Below are 16,626 nucleotides of genomic sequence, written 5' to 3'. Positions count from 1 at the left end.
CATTGAGCAATAAAATAGCGAGCTTAACTATTTTATAAATATTTTTATGCAACTTATATCACTGTCGACACGTCACCGCCAGGGCCGCTTTCTGATCCTGTTGTTGGTGCAGATCGGCTTGCTGGCTTGGCTGTTTCGCGAAAACTGGCACAACGGCTTCAGCCATGTTTTCGGCGACCGCTACGACAGCCTGATCGAGACCGCCGTACTGGAGCACTGGTACAACGTGGTGCGCGGCCTGGCGCACTGGTCCAGCGCCCATTATTTTTACCCCTACACGAATACGCTTGGTTACAACGACGGCTATCTGGCCTATGGCTTGATCTATTCCGTCGGCCGTTTCGCCGGCGCCGATCCGCTGCTGGCCGCGATGCTGGTCAACATGGCGATGAAGGTGATCGCCTGCCTGGGCTTCTATGGATTCGCGCGCCGCGTGCTGGCGCTGGAATTCGGCTATGCGGTGGTGGGGGCGGTGGTCTTCACCGTCAGCAACAACGTGGTGCTGCATCTGCTGCACGCGCAGTTGCTGACCATCGCCTTCGCGCCGCTGGCCGCGACGCTGCTGCACGGCGCCATCCGCGCCGCCTTGGACAACGATAACGCGCGCCTGCGCCGTGACGGCATTGGTTTCGCGGTGCTGTACGGCTTGTGGGCGATGACGGCGTTCTACCTGCTTTGGTTCTTCAGCCTGTTTGTGCTGGTGTTGATGGTGTTGCTGTTGCCGTTGTCGCACAAGGCGCTGCCCCGACTGCTGGCGATCCGGCGCCGCACCTGGGGCACGGTGGGGCTGGTGCTGGCGGCGCAGCTGGTGGCTCTGCTGCCGTTTTTGCTGACTTATCTGCCCAAGGCGGCCGAAACCGGCATGCATCCGTATTCGTCGATGCTGGCGTACGCGCCACGGCCTTTCGACATCCTCAACATCGGCGCCGACAACTACCTGTACGGCGAGGCGGTGCGCTGGCTGCATCAGCGCATCGATTTCCCGCTGGGCTTTTCCGAGAGTCAGATGGGCTTGCCGCCGTTGCTGCTGCTGGTGTTCCTGGCCGGCGTGGCGTGGGCCGCGTTCCGCGGCGCCGACGCGCGCGGTCGGCTGGTGCTGGCGGCCGGACTGGCGGCGTTGCTGGTATCGGGCATGGCGTTGCGGATCGACGATTTCTCGGCGTGGCAATACGTCTACCAATATGTGCCGGGCGCCAAGGGCGTGCGCGTGATCTCGCGCTGGATGGTGTTCCTGGTGTTCCCGGTCACGGCGACCGCAGTGTATTTCCTTGCCAGCACGCAGCGCACGCTGCGCCGACCGCTGGCGGCCGGTTTGCTGGCGGTTTGCGCGCTGCTGCTGGTGGGCGAGGAACTGAACCGCAGCAATCCCGTCTACATCGACCGCGGCCAGGTGGTGCGGCTGCTGGCGTCGGTGCCGCCGCCGCCTGCCGCCTGCCGCGCCTTCTTCGTGCTCGATACGCGTCCGGCGCGGCCCGGCGACGCCGAGGCCGAAGTGCAGATCTATCGGCACAATGTCGAGGCGATGCTGATCGCGGAATACGTGAATCTGCCGACCATCAACGGCTTTTCCACCTTCAATCCGCCGGACTGGCGCTTCGACTACCCGACCCGCCCCGATTATCCGGCGCGCGTGGCCGAGTATGGCGCACGCCACAACTTGCAGGGATTATGCGGCCTTGACATGGAGCCGATGCGCTGGACGCCGCCGGCCGGCCCCGGCGGCGCTTGACGGCCGGCGGGCCGGGCGGCATCGCGCCGCCGATTGTTGTTTGCAGACAGCAGCGGACGGCGAGATCTATGCTTCCGGCGCAACGTCGTTGTATATTGGCAAGAGCGCGAGCGGCCTGTTGCCCGGCGCATCGCCTGGAGCATGTCATGCTGGAGCACCTGAGTATCCAACAGCGCTTTCGCCTGCTGTTGGCCGTTTCGCTGGCCTGTTTCGCCTTGTGCGGCCTGATCGTCCAGCGCACCTTGTCCGAAATCCGCGTCAACGGTCCGATCTATGAGCGCATCATGCAGGGCCAGGACCTCGTCGCCGACATCCTGCCGCCGCCGGCCTATCTGGTCGAAGCCTATCTGATCGTGTTGCAACTCGACGCCGCCGGCGGGGAGCGGTTCGCGCCCCTGCTGCAACGCCTGCACGCGGCGCAGCAAGCCTACCAGCAGCGCTACCGTTACTGGCTCAATGCCGGACTGCAAGGCGAGCTGGAGGACAAATTCCTCAAGCAGTCGCACGCGCTGGCCCAGTCCTTCTACCGCACCGCCTTCGACGAACTGGCGCCGGCGCTGCAACGCGGCGACAACGTCGTCGCCGCGCGCGCGCTGGCGCGGCTGGGCGCCACCTACGAGGAGCAGCGCCGCGTCATCGACCAGGTGGTGGCGCTGGCGCGGCAGCGCAATCTCGCCGACGAGGCCGCCGCGCGCGAGCGCATCGAGCACATGGCGCTGTCGCTGGTGCTGATGTTCGCCATCATCGTCGGCGTGTTCCTGCTGATCTTCAACACGGTGCGGCGCAGCATCGCCGATCCCATCCTCGACGCGCTGAAAATCACCCAGCGCGTCGCCGCCGGCGACTGGCACCAGCAGATCCGCCCCGGCGCGCGCGGCGAGGCGGGCCGGCTGCTGGAGGCGATCCACGCCATCGTCCGCAACACCCGCAGCGAGATCGTCAAGTCGGAAAAGCTGGCGGCGCTGGGCGCGCTGGTGGCCGGCGTCTCGCACGAACTGAACACGCCGGTCGGCAACGGGCTGATGGCGGTCAGCACGCTGAGCGAGGACTTGCGCAGCTTCCGCGACCGCCTGCAGGCCGGCGTGAAACGGTCGGCGCTGGAGGAGTTCCTGCAATCGGTGGAGACCGGCGCCGATCTGGCGATGCGCAACCTGCAGCGCGCCGCCGACCTGATGAGCAGCTTCAAGCAGGTGGCGGCCGACCGCGCCAGTTCGCAACGGCGCCGCTTCCTGCTGCACCAGGTGGTGCATGAAACCCAGATGACCTTGCGGCCGATGCTGAAGCGCGCCAATTGCGAGGTGGTGCAGGAGATTCCGCCGGCGTTGCAGCTCGACAGTTTCCCCGGTCCGCTGGGGCAGGTCATCGCCAACCTGATCGAGAACGCCGCCAAGCACGGCCTGGACCAGCACGGCGGCGTGATCGTGCTGACCGCGCGTGCCGCCGGCGCCGACGCGGTGACGATTTCGGTCAAGGACCGCGGCAGGGGCATCGCGCCGGCGATGCAGGGCCATGTGTTCGAACCATTCTTCACCACCCGGCTGGGCCAGGGCGGCAGCGGGCTAGGCTTGCACATCGCGCACAACATCGTCTACCAGATCCTCGGCGGCAGCATCGAGCTGCGCAGCGCGGAAGGCCGGGGCAGCTGCTTCGACGTCACCATCCCGCTGACGGCGCCCGGCGACGGCGCGGCGGTGGCGGCCGCATAAGCGTGTAAAATGACGCTCCTTTGGCAATACTGAAACAAGGCAAAAAACTCATGTGGTTCAAGAATCTTCAGATTTACCGTCTGCCGGCCCCTTGGGCCTTTACCCCGGAACAATTGGAAGCCGCCCTCGCTCCGCATTCCTTCGTCCCCGCCACCAGCAATGAGCTGCTGCGCCAGGGCTGGGATACGCCGCGCCCGAACGGTGGCCTGGTGCACGTGGTCAACAAGCAAATGCTGATCCTGCTGGGCACCGAGAAGAAGTTGCTGCCGAATACAGTCATCAACCAGGTCGCCAAGGCGCGCGCCGCCGAGATGGAGGAAGCCCAGGGCTTTGCTCCCGGCAAGAAGGCGATGAAGGAATTGAAGGAACGCGTGGCCGACGAGCTGCTGCCGCGCGCCTTCTCGATCCGCAGCAACGTCTGGACCTGGATCGATCCGGTCAACGGTTGGCTGGTGGTCGACGCCGCCAGCCCGGCCAAGGCCGACGAAGTGATCAAGCTGCTGCTGAAGGCGGTCGACAAGCTGCCGCTGGAAAGCCTGCGGGTGCAGCGTTCGCCGGTCGGCGTGATGACCGAGTGGCTGCAGGCGGACGACGCCCCGGCCGGCTTCACGGTCGACATGGACACCGAGCTGCGCGCCACCGGCGAGAGCAAGGCGGCGGTGCGCTACGTGAAGCACTCGCTGGACCCGGAAGAGGTGCGCCGCCACATCGCGGCCGGCAAGCAGTGCACCCGTCTGGCCATGACCTGGGACAGCAAGATTTCCTTCGTGCTGACCGAATCGCTGGCGATCAAGGGCATCAAGCCGCTGGACGTGATCGCCGAGAAGGAGTCGAGCACCAGGAACGACGAGGAACGCTTCGACGGCGACTTCATGCTGATGACCGGCGAGCTGGCCAAGCTGATGGCCGACGTGGTCGAGGCGCTGGGCGGCGAAGCCAAAGCCTGAGTCCAATCCCTTGCCGTTTAGGAAAGAATGTCGCGAAGTCGTTGATTTCGCGGCATTTTTTTCGTCCCGACCGGCAAAAAAATGTCATTGCCTCGTGGCAATGAGATGGTATTCTGCTATAGTAAAAAGTCTAGTCAAAAATGGAATATCCAATGAGCGGGCCCAGCGGATTGAACACTCAGCAGATCGCCAACCTGACCGTGTCGGACATCACGGCCTGGACCACCAATGATATGCTGGACCTGACGCCGGACCAGGTGGTTGCGCTGCGGGTGGACCATGTCGCCGCGTTCAGCAGCGCCCAGCTGTCGGCGCTGGCGAGCAGCAATCTGCAACTGCTGTCGACGCAGGACATCGCCGCGCTCAAGCCCGCCGTATTGGACGCGGCCGGCGCCGCGTCGACCGCGCTGATGGCCGCGCTGCTGGACGCCCAGATCGCCGCGCTGACCACGGCCCAGGCCGCCGCATTGGGCACCCGGGCGTTCGCCAGCCTGCACCCGGGCGCGATCGCCGCCTTTGAATCGGCCGACGTGGCCGCGCTGAGCGTGGCCAATATCGCCAGCCTGTCCAGCGCCGACGTCGCGCTGATGCAAAGCCAGCAGTTCGCCGCCCTCGGCAGCGCGCAGCTGGCCGCCTTTTCCAGCGCCGACGTGCCGGCCATCAGCCGCGACGGCGTGGCCGCGCTCAGCACCCGCGCCTTCGCCGCCTTCGGCAGCAACGAGATCGGCCTGTTGAGCACCGACCAGGTCGGCGCGTTGAACGCGGGCCAGTTGGCCGTGCTCGACAGCCGCCAGGCGGCGGGCCTGTCCAGCGCCGACATGGCGGCCTTCGACCAGCAGCAGGTGGGCTACCTGGGCACGACGATGCTGGCGGCGCTGAGCTCCAGCCAGCTGGCGGCCCTGGCCAGCCACTGGTCCAGCGGCTATTTCGCGCGGCTGTCCACGGCGCAGATCGCCGCCTTGAGCGGCTCGGCGCTGCAGGGCATCAACGCCGCCCAGGTCGACGCGCTGACCACCGCGCAGGCCGCCGTGCTGAGCGGCGTCCAGCTCGGCGCCTTGCCGATCGACATGCTGCAACGCTTGTCGACCGCCGATGTGGCGGTGCTGCGCACCGCCGCCATCGCCGCGCTCGGCACCCGGCAGGTGGCCGCGCTCGGCAGCGCCCAGCTCGACGCGTTCAGCGGCGCGCAACTGGCCGCGCTGAACAGCCAGCAGTTGGCCGCGCTCAACAGCGACAACATCGCCGGCCTGTCCAGCGCCGACCTGGCCGCGCTGAGCACCGCCGCGGTGGCGCAGCTGACGCCGGCGCTGCTGTCGTTGCTGACGCCGGCGCAGCTGGCCGGACTGGGGACGCGCCATGTCGCCGCCATGGGCAGCGCGCAGATCGCCGCCTTCGGCACCGCGCAGATCCAGGCGCTGAGCCCGGCGCAGATCGGCGGCATCGGCGCGCCGCAGCTGGCCGGTCTGAGCAGCGACGATATCGCCGTGCTCGGCAGCGACGCCATGCGCGCCCTGAACACCGCCGCCATCGGCGCGCTGAGCGCGTCGCAACTGGCGGCGCTGGGCGGCTTCGACGGCGGCCTGTTCGGCACCCTGACGACGGCGCAGATCGCCGCGCTGGACGCCGGCGCGCTGGCCGGCATCGGCGCCGCCCAGATCGTCGCCCTGAGCACGGCGCAGGCGGCGACGCTGACCAGCCGCCAGGCCGCCGCCATGGCGACCAAGCTGATCGCGGCGCTGGAGACGGCCGACCTGGCCGCGCTCAACACCGCCGTGATCGCCGGCCTGTCGAGCAGCCAGCTGGCGCAGCTCAGCGCCGACCAGGTCGGCGCGCTGAGCACCTTGCAGGCCAGCGTGCTGAGCAGCACCCAATTCGGCGCCATCGGCCAGGCCGGGCTGACCGGCCTGCAAAGCGCGGACCTGGCCGCGCTGGCCACCGCCACCATCGCCGGCATCGCCAGCGACACCCTGGGCGCGCTGGCCACGGCGCAACTGGCCGGCTTGACCACGCGCCAGATCGCCGCGCTCAGCGCGGCGCAACTGAACGCGCTGAGCGGCGCCCAGGTCGCCAGCCTCGGCTCGGCGCAGATCGGCGCGCTGAATACGCTGCAGGTCGCCGCCTGGTCGACCGAGGACGTGGCCGCGCTGGGCGACGCCGCAGTGGCGGCGCTGAGCCTGGCCGCCGTCGGCGCGCTGGGCGCGGCGCAGCTGAACGCGCTGGGCGGGCACATCGCGGCGCTGGGCACGGCTCAGGTCAACGCGCTGCGCAGCGCCGCGCTGGCCGGGCTGAGCGGCGACGAGCTGGCGGCGCTGAGCGTCGGCCAGGCCGCCGCCTTGCGCAGCGACCAGGTGCGGGCGCTGAGCACGCAGGCGCTGCAGCAACTGGAAACGGCCGACCTGGCCGCGCTGCGCACCCAGGCCATCGCCGGCCTGAGCGCCGCGCAGATCGGCGCCATGAGCAACGACCAGCTGTCGGCGCTGACCTGGGACCAATTCCTCGCGCTGAACACCGCGCAACTGGGCGCGCTGCGGCCCGAGATCATCGCCGCGTACGCCAGCGCCAACCTGGCGTCGCTGGGCACCACCTTCCTCACCACGCTGTCGAGCGCGGCCGTGGCCAGCCTGAGCGCCTTGCAGCTGAACAGCCTGAGCTCGCAGCAATTCGCGGTGTTGAGCAGCAATCAGCTGCTGGGGCTGGCGCCGTCGCAAGTGCAGGCGCTGGGCACCCGGCAAATCCTCGGCCTGAGCTCGCGCAACCTGCCGGGCCTGCAGGGCGAGGACATCGCCGCGCTGAGCGCGGACGGCTTGCGCACGCTGACCGCGGCCATGCTGCAGGCGTTGAACCCGGCCCAGCTGGCGGCGCTGGGCGGCGCCAACGGCGGCCTGTTCGGCGTGCTGAGCACGCAGCAGATCGGCGCCTTCGGCAGCGCCGCGCTGGCCGCGCTGAGCACCGACCAGATCGTCGCGTTGACCACCGCGCAGGCGGCGTCGCTGAGCGCGCTGCAAGTGGCGGGACTGGGCGGCGACGACATCGCGGCGCTGGAAACGGCCGACGTGGCCGCGCTCCGGACCGCCACGCTGGCGGCGCTGACGACGCTGCAGGCCGCCGCGCTGCGCGGCGAGCAGGTGACGGCGCTGACCAGCGCCCAGGTCGGCGCGCTGAGCGCGGCGCAGGTGGTCGCGCTCAGCGCCGACGGCTTCCAGGGGCTGGAGCTGAGCGACATCGCCGCCCTGGGCACCGCCGTGATCGCCGCGCTGTCCGGCGACACGCTGGCCAAGTTCAGCACCAGCCAGGTGGCCGCGCTGGCCACGCGCCAGGTGGCCGCGCTCAGCGTGGCGCAGCTCAACGCGCTGAGTCCGGAACAGATCAACCACATGGCGTCGGCGCAGATCGCCGCGCTGGGCTCGGCCCAGCTGGGCGGCCTGTCGCCGGCCGACCTGGCCGCCATCAGCAGCGCCAACCTGGCGGCCTTGCAGACCGCCGCCATCGCCGCCTTGGGCTCGGCCCAGCTGAGCGTGCTGGGCAACGATCCGGAAGGCAGCGGCGACAGCGTGATGGCGGCGCTGACCACGGCGCAGATCGCCGCGCTGCGCCCGGCGGCGCTGGCCGGCCTGCGCGACCAGCAGGCGGCCGCGCTGACCTCGGCCCAGGCGGCGGCGCTGGCCAGCGCGCAGATCGCCGCGCTGTCGACCGCCAACCTGGCGGCGTTCGATCCGGAAGACATCGGCGCGCTGCGCACCGCCGCGCTGACCGGCCTGAGGGCGGCGCAGCTGGCGGCGCTGGCCGTGGCGCAGACGGCGTCGCTGAGCACGGCCCAGATCGCCGCGCTGGCTACGGCGGCGCTGACCGGCCTCACCACCGACCAGGCGATCGGCCTGAGCGTGGAGCAGGCCGGCGCGCTGAGCGGCGGCCAGATCGCCGCGCTGTCGCTGGACGCCATCGCCAATTTCGAGCTGCAAGACCTGGCGGCGTTGCAGACCCGCACCATCGCCGGCCTGCTGACGCGGCAGATCGCGGTGCTCAACAGCGACCAGCTGGGCGCGCTGACCTACGACCAAGTGCTGGCGCTCAGCAGCAGCCAGGTCGGCGCGCTGTCCGACAGCGGCATCGTCGGCCTGTCGCCGGCCAGCCTGGCGGCGCTGAGCACCCAGGCCATCGCCGGCCTGGGCAACGCGCAGCTGGCGCGCCTGAGCAACGCCCAGATCGTCAGCCTGGGCACCGCCCAGATCGCCAGCCTGAGCGGCAGCCAGATCGGCGCGCTGCGCACCAGCCAGATCGCGGCGTTGACGCTGCAGCAGACCGGCGCGCTGGGCAGCCGGCAAGTGGCCGGCCTGTCGAACCCCGCCATCGTCGCGCTCGACAGCGACATCCAGGCGCTGGGCACGCAGGCGATCGCCGCGCTGACGCCGGCGCAGATCGCCGCGCTGGGCGTCAACGCGGCCGGCGCGGCGGTCAACTTCGGCTTGCTGGGAACGGCGCAGATCGGCGCCATCGGCACCGCCGCCCTGCAAAGCCTGAGCGACAAGCAGATGCGCGCCTTCAGCAGCGACCAGGTCGGCGCGCTCAACCTGCGCCAGGTCAACGCCCTGTCGGCCGCCTTCGTCGGCGGTCTCAGCGACGCCCAGGTGGCCGGCTTGAGCTCGGCCCAGATCGCGGCCTTCAGCACCAGCCAGATCGGCTGGATGAACGCGGCGCAGTTCGCCGCCTTCAACTGGGGCCAGATCCACGCCTTGACGGTGGCGCAGTTCGGCAGCCTGACGCTGGACGACGTGGCCGCCATCAAGGCCGGCAACCTCGGCGCGATCAACGTCGCCGCGATCGCCGGCCTGAGCTCGGAGCAGATGCGGGTGCTGGGCGGTTCCGGCCAGGGCATCGCCGCGCTCAGCACGGCGCAGATCGCCGCGTTGCGGACCCAGGCCTTCGCCGGCCTGAGTATGGCGCAGGCGGCCAGCCTGACGCTCGAGCAGGCCGCCGCGCTGAGCGGCGCGCAGGTGGCGTCGCTGCCGCTGACCGTGGTCGGCGCGATGGAATCGCAGGATATCGGCGCGCTGGCGACGGCGGCCTTCGCCGCGCTCAAGACGCAGCAGCTGCTGGCGCTGAAGGGCGGCCAGATCGCGGCCTTGAACGTGGCGCAGGTCGCCGCGCTGGGCAGCGCGCAACTGGCGGCGCTGGCGGCCTCGCAGGTGGCCTACCTGGGCCCGGACAAGGTGGCGGCGATCAATCCGCTGCTGTTGAACGCGGCGGCGCGCGACGGCAATCTGCTGGCGGCGATGAGCGCGGCGCAATTGCAGGCCTTGAGCGCGACCCAGTTCGCCGCGCTCGATTCGGCGGCGATCGCGCGCCTGCTGCCGACCTCGCTGGCGGCGGTGGACGCGGGCGACATCGCGGCGCTCGGCACCAGCGTGATCCGCGCGCTGAGCGACGCCCAGTTGCTGGCGCTGACGCCGGCGCAGGTGTCGGCGCTGACGCTGGCGCAGGTGGCGGCGCTGCGGCCGAACGACATGAGCGACCAGTTCACGTCGGCGCAGATGGTGGCCTGGTCGGGCGCGCAACTGGCGGCGATGGGCACCGCGCTGATCGCCGACCTGAGCGCGGCCAATTTGCGCGCCATCGAGGTGGCCGACATCGCCAGCCTCGGCGCGCAGCAGATCCGCGCGCTGACGCCGTTCCAGATGGCGAGCCTGGCCAACGCCCAGCTGTCGGCGCTGACCATCGCCCAGACCCGCGCCATGACGGCGGTGCAGTACAACACCCTGAGCGCGGCGCAGCAGAACGCCTTCAGCGCGGCGCAGAAAGCGGCCATGCCCTTCGTCACGCCGCTGGTGCTGGACCTGGACGGCAACGGCGTGCGCACGCTGGGGCTGGAGGCCGGCGTGCGCTTCGACCTGGCGGCCAGCGGGGAACCGCGCGCGACCGGCTGGGTCGGCCCGGGCGACGGCTTGCTGGCGCTGGACCGCAATCACGACGGCGTCATCAACGACGGCGCGGAATTGTTCGGCTCGGCCACGCGGCTGGCCGACGGCGGCACCGCCGGCAACGGCTATGTCGCGCTGGCGTCGATCGACAGCAACGGCGACGGCGTGATCGACGCCAAGGACAGCCTGTACGCCGAGCTGCGGGTGTGGGTGGACGCCGACGCCGACGGCGTCAGCCAGGCGGACGAGCTGAAGACGCTGGCCGAGCTGCACATCGCCAGCCTGAACCTGGACGTGCGGCGCGACGGCGCCGAGGACAACGGCAACCTGATCGGCATGAGTTCGAGCTACACCAGCGACGACGGCCGGCAGCACGCGCTGGCCGACGTCTGGTTCGCGCAGGGCGCGGGCGGGCCGGCCGGTACGCTGGCATCCAACGCCGCGCGCATGGCCGACAGCCTGCGGCAATATGCGGCGGCCGGCCTGACCGCCGCCGCGCCGCTGTCCGACCACGAAACGCTGCGCCTGAAGGCGCTGCAGGCGGAGACGCCGCAAGGCCTGCTGGCCGCGCCGCGTTAAGCCGGCCCGGCGCCGCATGTCCAAAGCCCGCTTCGGCGGGCTTTATTATTTCCGCAATATTTCTTTTTCCCCCGGCTTGGCGTCTGGACCACTTCAGTCATTCCAAGGGAAAAAAACCATGAGCTTCGACACCACCATGACCGCCGCGCAGTTCGCCGCCGGCGGCACCCGCCTGATCGCCCGCCTCAACGCCGCCGACCTGGCCGCACTGGGCACCCAGCATATCGCCGCCATGACCACCGCGCAGGCGCACGCGCTGAACGGCACGCAGCTGTCGGCGCTGTCGACCGCCGGCGTGGCCGCGTTGCAGCCGGACGACTTCGCCGCGTTGGCGGTGTCGTCGCTGGCGGCCGCGTCGCAAACCACGCGCTTCATGGCGGCGCTGTCGGCGACGCAGGCGGGCGCGATCAGCGTTACCCAGGCCTTGCTGCTGAGCGCGAAAGGCATCGCCGGGCTGTCGACGGCGGCGCTGGCGGCCTTGTCGCCGGCGCACGTCAACGCGCTGGCGGTGACGCTGATCGCCGGCATGACGCCGGACCAGATCCGCTCGCTCAGCCCGGCGCAAATCGCGGCGCTCAAGCCGGGCCAGGTGGCGATGCTGCCCAGCCGGCGCGTCGACGACGCCGACATGTTCGGCGCCGACCAGATCGCCGCCTTCACCACCCAGCAAATGGCGTCGCTCGGCACCGCCATCGTGGCGCGCTTGAGCGCCGCCGAGCTCGGCGCGCTTGAAACCGCCGACCTGGCCGCGCTGAGCACGCGCCAGATCGCGGTGTTGACCGTGCAGCAGGTGCTGGCGCTGGACGGCGGCCAGCTCGGCGCCATCAACAGCCGGCAGATCGCGGCGCTGGGCACGCAGCATATCCGCTCGCTCGACGCCGGCCGGCTGCACGCCTTGAACACCGGCGCGATCGCGGCGCTGAGCACGGCGCAAATGTGCGCGCTGAGCATCGAGCAGGTGAACGCGCTGGACCGGGTGCAGCTGGCGGCGCTGAGCGGCCGCCAGCTCGCCGTGCTGTCGACCGACGCCATCCAGGCGCTGGACCCGTCCGTGCTTGCGGCGTTGCGCGCCAGCGCGGTCGGCGCGCTGCAGACCCGGCAGATGGCGGCGCTGAACGGCGCGCAGCTGGCGGCGCTGACCAGCGCCCAGGCCGCCGCCTTGAACAGCGCCCAGCTGAACGCGCTGGACACCGACACCTTCGCCGCCATCGACAACCAGGACCTGGCGGCGCTCGGCACCGGCGTCATCGCCGGCCTGTCGACGCGGCTGCTGGCGATGCTGGGCGCCGGGCAGATCGCTGCGCTGACCACGCGCCAGGTGGGCGCGTTGCGATCGTCCAGTCTGAACGCGCTGCGGGTCGACCAGTTCCTGGCCTTGAGCACGGCGCAGATCGCCGGCCTGAACACGGCGCAGCTGGGCGGCATCGCCACCGCCAACCTGGGCGCGATCGAGGCCGCGAGCCTGGCGGCGCTGCCGGCGGCGTTCCTCGCGGCGCTGAACTCGGCGCAATTCGCCGCGCTGGGCGGCCCGCAGCAGCAGATCGGCTATTTGGGCACCGCCCAGATCGCGCGCCTGGGCACGGCGGCGCTGTCCGGCATGACGGCGGAACAGGCGGTGGCGCTGACCGCGGAGCAGGCGGCGGTGCTGAGCGCCAACCAGGTGGCGGCGCTGTCGACCGCGGCGATCGCCGCGCTGGAGCCGGAGGACTTCGCCGCGCTCGGTGCGTCGGCGATTTCCGGCTTGCGCACGGCGCAGTTCGCGGTGCTGCGCAGCGGCCAGATCCTCGGCCTGACCACCGCCCAGGCATCGGGGCTGGGCAGCCAGCACATCGCCGCCTTGTCCAGCGACGTGATGGCGCGGATGCGGGTGGAGGAGATCGCCGCGCTGAGGCTGGCCGCCATCGCCGGCCTGCGCACCGACCAGCTGCAGGCGATGTCGAGCGAGCAGGTCAACGCCTTGACGGTGGCGCAAAGCGGCGCCCTCAACAGCGCGCAATTCGGCGCGCTGTCGACCGCCGTGGTCGCCCGCATGGAAACGGCCGATGTCGCGGCGCTGAACGCCGGCGTGATCGCCGCGCTGTCGACGGCGTCGCTGGCGGCCTTGGGGACCGAACACATCGCGGCGTTGAAGCTGGCGCAGATCGGCGCCTTGTCGACCGCGGCCCTGGCCGCGCTGAGCGACGAACAGTTCGCGGCATTGAGCGCGCTGCAATTCTCCGGCTTCGGCACGCGCCAGATCCAGGGCTTGTCGACGCGCGACCTGGCGGCGATCGGCACGCGCCAGCTGGGCGGCCTGACGGCGGCGGCGATCGCCAGCCTGGGCACGGCGCAGCTGGCAACGTTGTCCACCGACCAGATCGTCGCGTTGAACGTGACGCAGGCGGCCGCCTTGAGCAACGCGCAGCTGGCGAGCCTGTCCAGCGACGCGGTGGCGGCGCTGGAGACGGCCGATGTCGCCGCGCTGGGCACGGCGGCGTTCGCCTCGGCCTTGTCGACCACCTTCTTCGCCAGCCTGAGCGGCGAACAGGCGGCGGCGCTGACGGCGGCGCAAGTGGCGGCCATGGGCTCCGGCAATCTCCCCAACCTGCTGCCGGAGGTGCTGGCGGCGCTGCGCGCGTCCACGCTGGCCGGCATGAGCACGGCGAACATCGCGCGCCTGCAGCCGGGGCAAATTTTGGCGCTGCGCACCGACCAGATCGCGGCGCTGGGCACGCGCCAGATCGCCGCGCTGCCGACCGCGCATCTGGACGGCAACGATGTGCTGACCACCGACCAGATCGTGGCGTTGACCACGGCGCAGATGACCGCGTTGAGCAAGGGGCTGCTGGCCGCGCTCGGCGCGGACGATATCGCGGCGATTGAAACGGTGGACTTGCTGGCCTTGAGCAGCGCGCAGCTGAAGGTGTTGTCGACCGCGCAGATCACGGCGTTGACGGCGCAGCAGGCCAATGTGCTGACCACGGCGCAGACAGCCGGCCTGAGCAGCGCGCAAATGGCGGCCTTGACCGAGGCGAGGAACGCGCCGTCGCTGATGGCGGCCGACACGCTGAGCATGCGCGTCAGCGGCATGGCGTCGGCGCTGGCGGCGTTCGGCGCCGACGCGGCGGCGCGGCAGGGCATCGGCTTCGACGCGCTGCGCCGGCAGGCGGCGGGGGCGGGGGTGCAGCTGAATCTCTACGCGGCGGAAGAACCGCCGACCGTGCTGGCGCCGCCGCGCCGCTAAGAGGATTTAAAGCGGTTGGAACACGCCGGCCGCTTTATTTTTCTGCACGTTATCCCAGGCGAAGATCTTGCCGTTCATCGCCACGTAGACGCCGGGCGGCAAGGTCTGCGCCACCGCGCAGGCGAAGCCGAGGTTGAACATCGCGTCGGAATTGGCGATGGCATATGGAATCATGGCGCCGGTCAGCACGATGGTCTGGCCGAGGTTGGCCGGCCCCAGCACGGCGGCGGTCTGCGGCATGGTGTCGGTGCCGTGGATGATGACGATGGATTTTTCGCTGGCGGCGCGGCACGAGGCCAGGATGCGCTCGCGGTCGGCGTCGACCATGTCCAGCGAATCCATCAGCGGCAACTGTTCCAGCGCGACGTCGATGGTCAGGCGGCAGCGCGCCAGCAGCGCCGGCACGTGGCTGTCGGCGAAGCCGAGGGTGCCGTTCAATTCGTTGTAATGTTTGTCGAAGGTGCCGCCGGTGGCGAGGATGCGCAGGGTCATGATGGATGCTCAAGCTAAGTAAAATGATGTGCATCATAACCCAAACCGGCAACGCAAAAAGAGTGGCGCGGCGCACTGGAAACTTGGGCATACTATGACTACACTGGTTTCTTTGTTCGTTTCGATACCATGAAAGCCCTCGCTCCCGGAACCGTCATTTTCCACCGCCATCGCGGCTACGGCGTCATCACGTCGGTCAATTTGCTGACCGGCTGGATCTCGGCCCGGTTCGGCAGCGAGGCGCGGACGCTGGACCTGAACCTGTCCACAGACGAAGTGCAGTTCGCCGACGGCGAGGCGATCCTGTTCCGCCGCGCGCCGCCCGACCGCATGCCGCACGCGCGGCTGATGGCGGTGGTGCGCGCGCTGCACCAGGCCGGCTATCAAAAGCTGTATCTGTATTCCTGGCCCAAGCCGTCCGGGCTGCACTGGCGCTGGCATCTGTTCACCGGCCAGCGCGACTGGATGCAGCGGCCGTGGCGCGAGGGCTGGTATGGCTCCGGCGCCGATTACAACGTCAACCCGGTGATGGGCTGGGGCGACACGCCGGGCGCAACCACCGAGGAGCTGATCCACGCGCTGGCCAGGTTCGATCCGCAGGGGCTGGCGCAGGCGCTGGGGCGCGACGAGGATCACGCCGAGTGGTTCGCCGGCGTCTGCGACGCGCTGTTGCCCGGTTATATGTACAGCCTGGACATGCAGCGTCCCGACGGCGCGCCGCTGACCGAGATGCCGCCGGTGCCGGTGATTCCGGTGCGCGCCAGCCTGCCGCCGTACCCGGGACCGGACATCGTCTGGCCGCCCGGCTGGGCCGGGTTGTGGAGCAAGGTGCATGCGATGCCCACGCCGCGCATCAACCTGACCGGCCAGCCGGAAATGCCGGAACAAACGGACTAGCGGGCGTTGGCCTTGTAGTCCGGATTGTTGATCTTGTCGCAAGTGCCCGCGACGAAGTCCGCCACGTTCTGGAACGCGTACTGGAAATACAACTCGTAACTATCCTGCTCGACATAGCCGAGGTGCGGCGTCGCCAGCACGGTCGGCATGCGCAGCAGCGGGCTGTCGGCCGCCAGCGGTTCCGACTCGAACACGTCCAGCGCGGCGAAGCCCGGCCGCCCCTGCGGCAAGGCCTGCTCCAGCGCGCCCGGCTGCACCAGCTCGGCGCGACTGGTGTTGACCAGGATGGCGCTGGTCTTCATGCGCGCCAGGTCGGCGGCGGTGACGATGCCGCGCGTCTCCGCGTTCAGGCGCAGATGCAGGCTCAGCACATCGGCCTGTTCGAAGAAAGCCTCGCGCGAATCCGCCGCGCCATGGCCGTCGGCCACCGCCTTGTCGCGGCTGGACTGACTGCCCCAGACCAGCACCGGCATGCCGAACGCGCGCGCATAGCCGGCGATCATCTGGCCGATCTTGCCGTAGCCCCAGATCCCCAGCGTGCGGCCCTTGAGCACGACGCCGAGGCCGTTGAGCGCGGGGTTGATCGAGGCCGTCTGCCACAAGCCATCCTTCAGGTTGTTCGCATACGGCACGATCTTGCGCGCCGCCGCCATGATCAGCGCCCAGGTCAGTTCGGCCGGCGCGGTCGGGGAGCCGACGCCTTCGGCGATGGCGATGCCGAGCTCGGTCGCGGCCGCCACGTCGACGTGGCCGGACAGCTTGCCGGTCTGCGAAATCAGTTTCAGGTTCGGCAATTTCGCCAGCAGCGCGCGGTTCAGCGCGGTGCGTTCGCGGATCAGCACCAGGGCGTCGAACGGCGCTAGGCGGATGGCCAGCTGGCCGAGTCCGCGGGTGGTGCTGTTGAATACTTTGACTTCATGGCCGCGCAACAAATCCATGCAGCGCAGGCTGGCGGTGGCATTCTGGTAATCGTCAAGAATCGCAATTTTCATGGGAGATAACAGATTTTATTGTGTGATTCGTAGGGAAATAACAGGCTGGCGCGGAACCGGAATAGCTTACTACTTTACTCAACTAATTCTCCTACATTTTTGTATGGGACCCGTATTGACGGGTGTACAATCGCCCCAAAAACACG

8 protein-coding genes are annotated in these 16,626 nt (G+C 69.5%); 6 read left to right on the top strand and 2 right to left on the bottom strand.

Features of this window, described 5'->3' with window-relative positions:
* The first annotated feature begins 46 nt into the window (after positions 1-46).
* The 5 genes from GW587_RS02660 (at position 47) to GW587_RS02640 (ending at position 14,099) form a co-directional block, all read left to right on the top strand.
* Positions 47-1,729 (top strand): hypothetical protein, encoded by a 1,683-nt coding sequence (locus tag GW587_RS02660; protein ID WP_166098189.1) that lies wholly within the window; start codon positions 47-49, stop codon positions 1,727-1,729.
* A 146-nt stretch (positions 1,730-1,875) separates the two neighbouring features.
* On the top strand, positions 1,876-3,435 hold the full coding sequence (locus GW587_RS02655; protein ID WP_166098187.1) for a sensor histidine kinase: 1,560 nt from the start codon (positions 1,876-1,878) through the stop codon (positions 3,433-3,435).
* A gap of 50 nt (positions 3,436-3,485) precedes the next feature.
* Complete coding sequence (locus GW587_RS02650) at positions 3,486-4,382, top strand: recombination-associated protein RdgC (RefSeq protein ID WP_166098185.1); 897 nt, start codon at positions 3,486-3,488, stop codon at positions 4,380-4,382.
* A gap of 152 nt (positions 4,383-4,534) precedes the next feature.
* Positions 4,535-10,876 carry an SPM autocatalytic domain-containing protein gene (locus tag GW587_RS02645; RefSeq protein ID WP_166098183.1) on the top strand — a complete coding sequence of 2,114 codons (6,342 nt, stop codon included), beginning with the start codon at positions 4,535-4,537 and terminating at the stop codon, positions 10,874-10,876.
* 118 nt (positions 10,877-10,994) lie between these two features.
* Positions 10,995-14,099: a hypothetical protein gene (locus GW587_RS02640; protein ID WP_166098180.1), complete on the top strand. Its 3,105-nt coding sequence runs from the start codon at positions 10,995-10,997 to the stop codon at positions 14,097-14,099.
* A 6-nt stretch (positions 14,100-14,105) separates the two neighbouring features.
* On the opposite strand, the gene GW587_RS02635 is transcribed toward GW587_RS02640, so the two are convergent.
* On the bottom strand, positions 14,106-14,591 hold the full coding sequence (locus tag GW587_RS02635) for an asparaginase domain-containing protein (protein WP_166098178.1): 486 nt from the start codon (positions 14,589-14,591) through the stop codon (positions 14,106-14,108).
* A 129-nt stretch (positions 14,592-14,720) separates the two neighbouring features.
* Here GW587_RS02635 and GW587_RS02630 point away from each other — a divergent pair, with 129 nt between their 5' ends.
* Positions 14,721-15,488, top strand: a complete 768-nt coding sequence (locus GW587_RS02630; protein WP_166098175.1) for an L-asparaginase — start codon at positions 14,721-14,723, stop codon at positions 15,486-15,488.
* On the opposite strand, the gene GW587_RS02625 is transcribed toward GW587_RS02630, so the two are convergent.
* The gene (locus GW587_RS02625; RefSeq protein WP_166098174.1) at positions 15,485-16,480 is read right to left on the bottom strand and encodes a D-2-hydroxyacid dehydrogenase family protein; all 996 of its coding nucleotides are present in this window, start codon (positions 16,478-16,480) and stop codon (positions 15,485-15,487) included. The genes GW587_RS02630 and GW587_RS02625 overlap by 4 nt on opposite strands.
* Between the last annotated feature and the right edge of the window lie 146 nt (positions 16,481-16,626).

This window comes from Duganella aceris (assembly GCF_011090165.1).
Classification (GTDB): domain Bacteria; phylum Pseudomonadota; class Gammaproteobacteria; order Burkholderiales; family Burkholderiaceae_D; genus Rugamonas; species Rugamonas aceris.
This window is presented reverse-complemented; position numbering and strand designations above follow the sequence as displayed.

Excerpts from the sequence above, each read along its gene's own strand:
- GW587_RS02640 (WP_166098180.1), top strand. The coding sequence starts at position 10,995 with ATGAGCTTCGACACCACCATGACCGCCGCGCAGTTCGCCGCCGGCGGC.
- GW587_RS02625 (WP_166098174.1), bottom strand. The coding sequence starts at position 16,480 with ATGAAAATTGCGATTCTTGACGATTACCAGAATGCCACCGCCAGCCTG.
- GW587_RS02650 (WP_166098185.1), top strand. The coding sequence starts at position 3,486 with ATGTGGTTCAAGAATCTTCAGATTTACCGTCTGCCGGCCCCTTGGGCC.
- GW587_RS02635 (WP_166098178.1), bottom strand. The coding sequence starts at position 14,591 with ATGACCCTGCGCATCCTCGCCACCGGCGGCACCTTCGACAAACATTAC.
- GW587_RS02645 (WP_166098183.1), top strand. The coding sequence starts at position 4,535 with ATGAGCGGGCCCAGCGGATTGAACACTCAGCAGATCGCCAACCTGACC.
- GW587_RS02630 (WP_166098175.1), top strand. The coding sequence starts at position 14,721 with ATGAAAGCCCTCGCTCCCGGAACCGTCATTTTCCACCGCCATCGCGGC.
- GW587_RS02655 (WP_166098187.1), top strand. The coding sequence starts at position 1,876 with ATGCTGGAGCACCTGAGTATCCAACAGCGCTTTCGCCTGCTGTTGGCC.
- GW587_RS02660 (WP_166098189.1), top strand. The coding sequence starts at position 47 with ATGCAACTTATATCACTGTCGACACGTCACCGCCAGGGCCGCTTTCTG.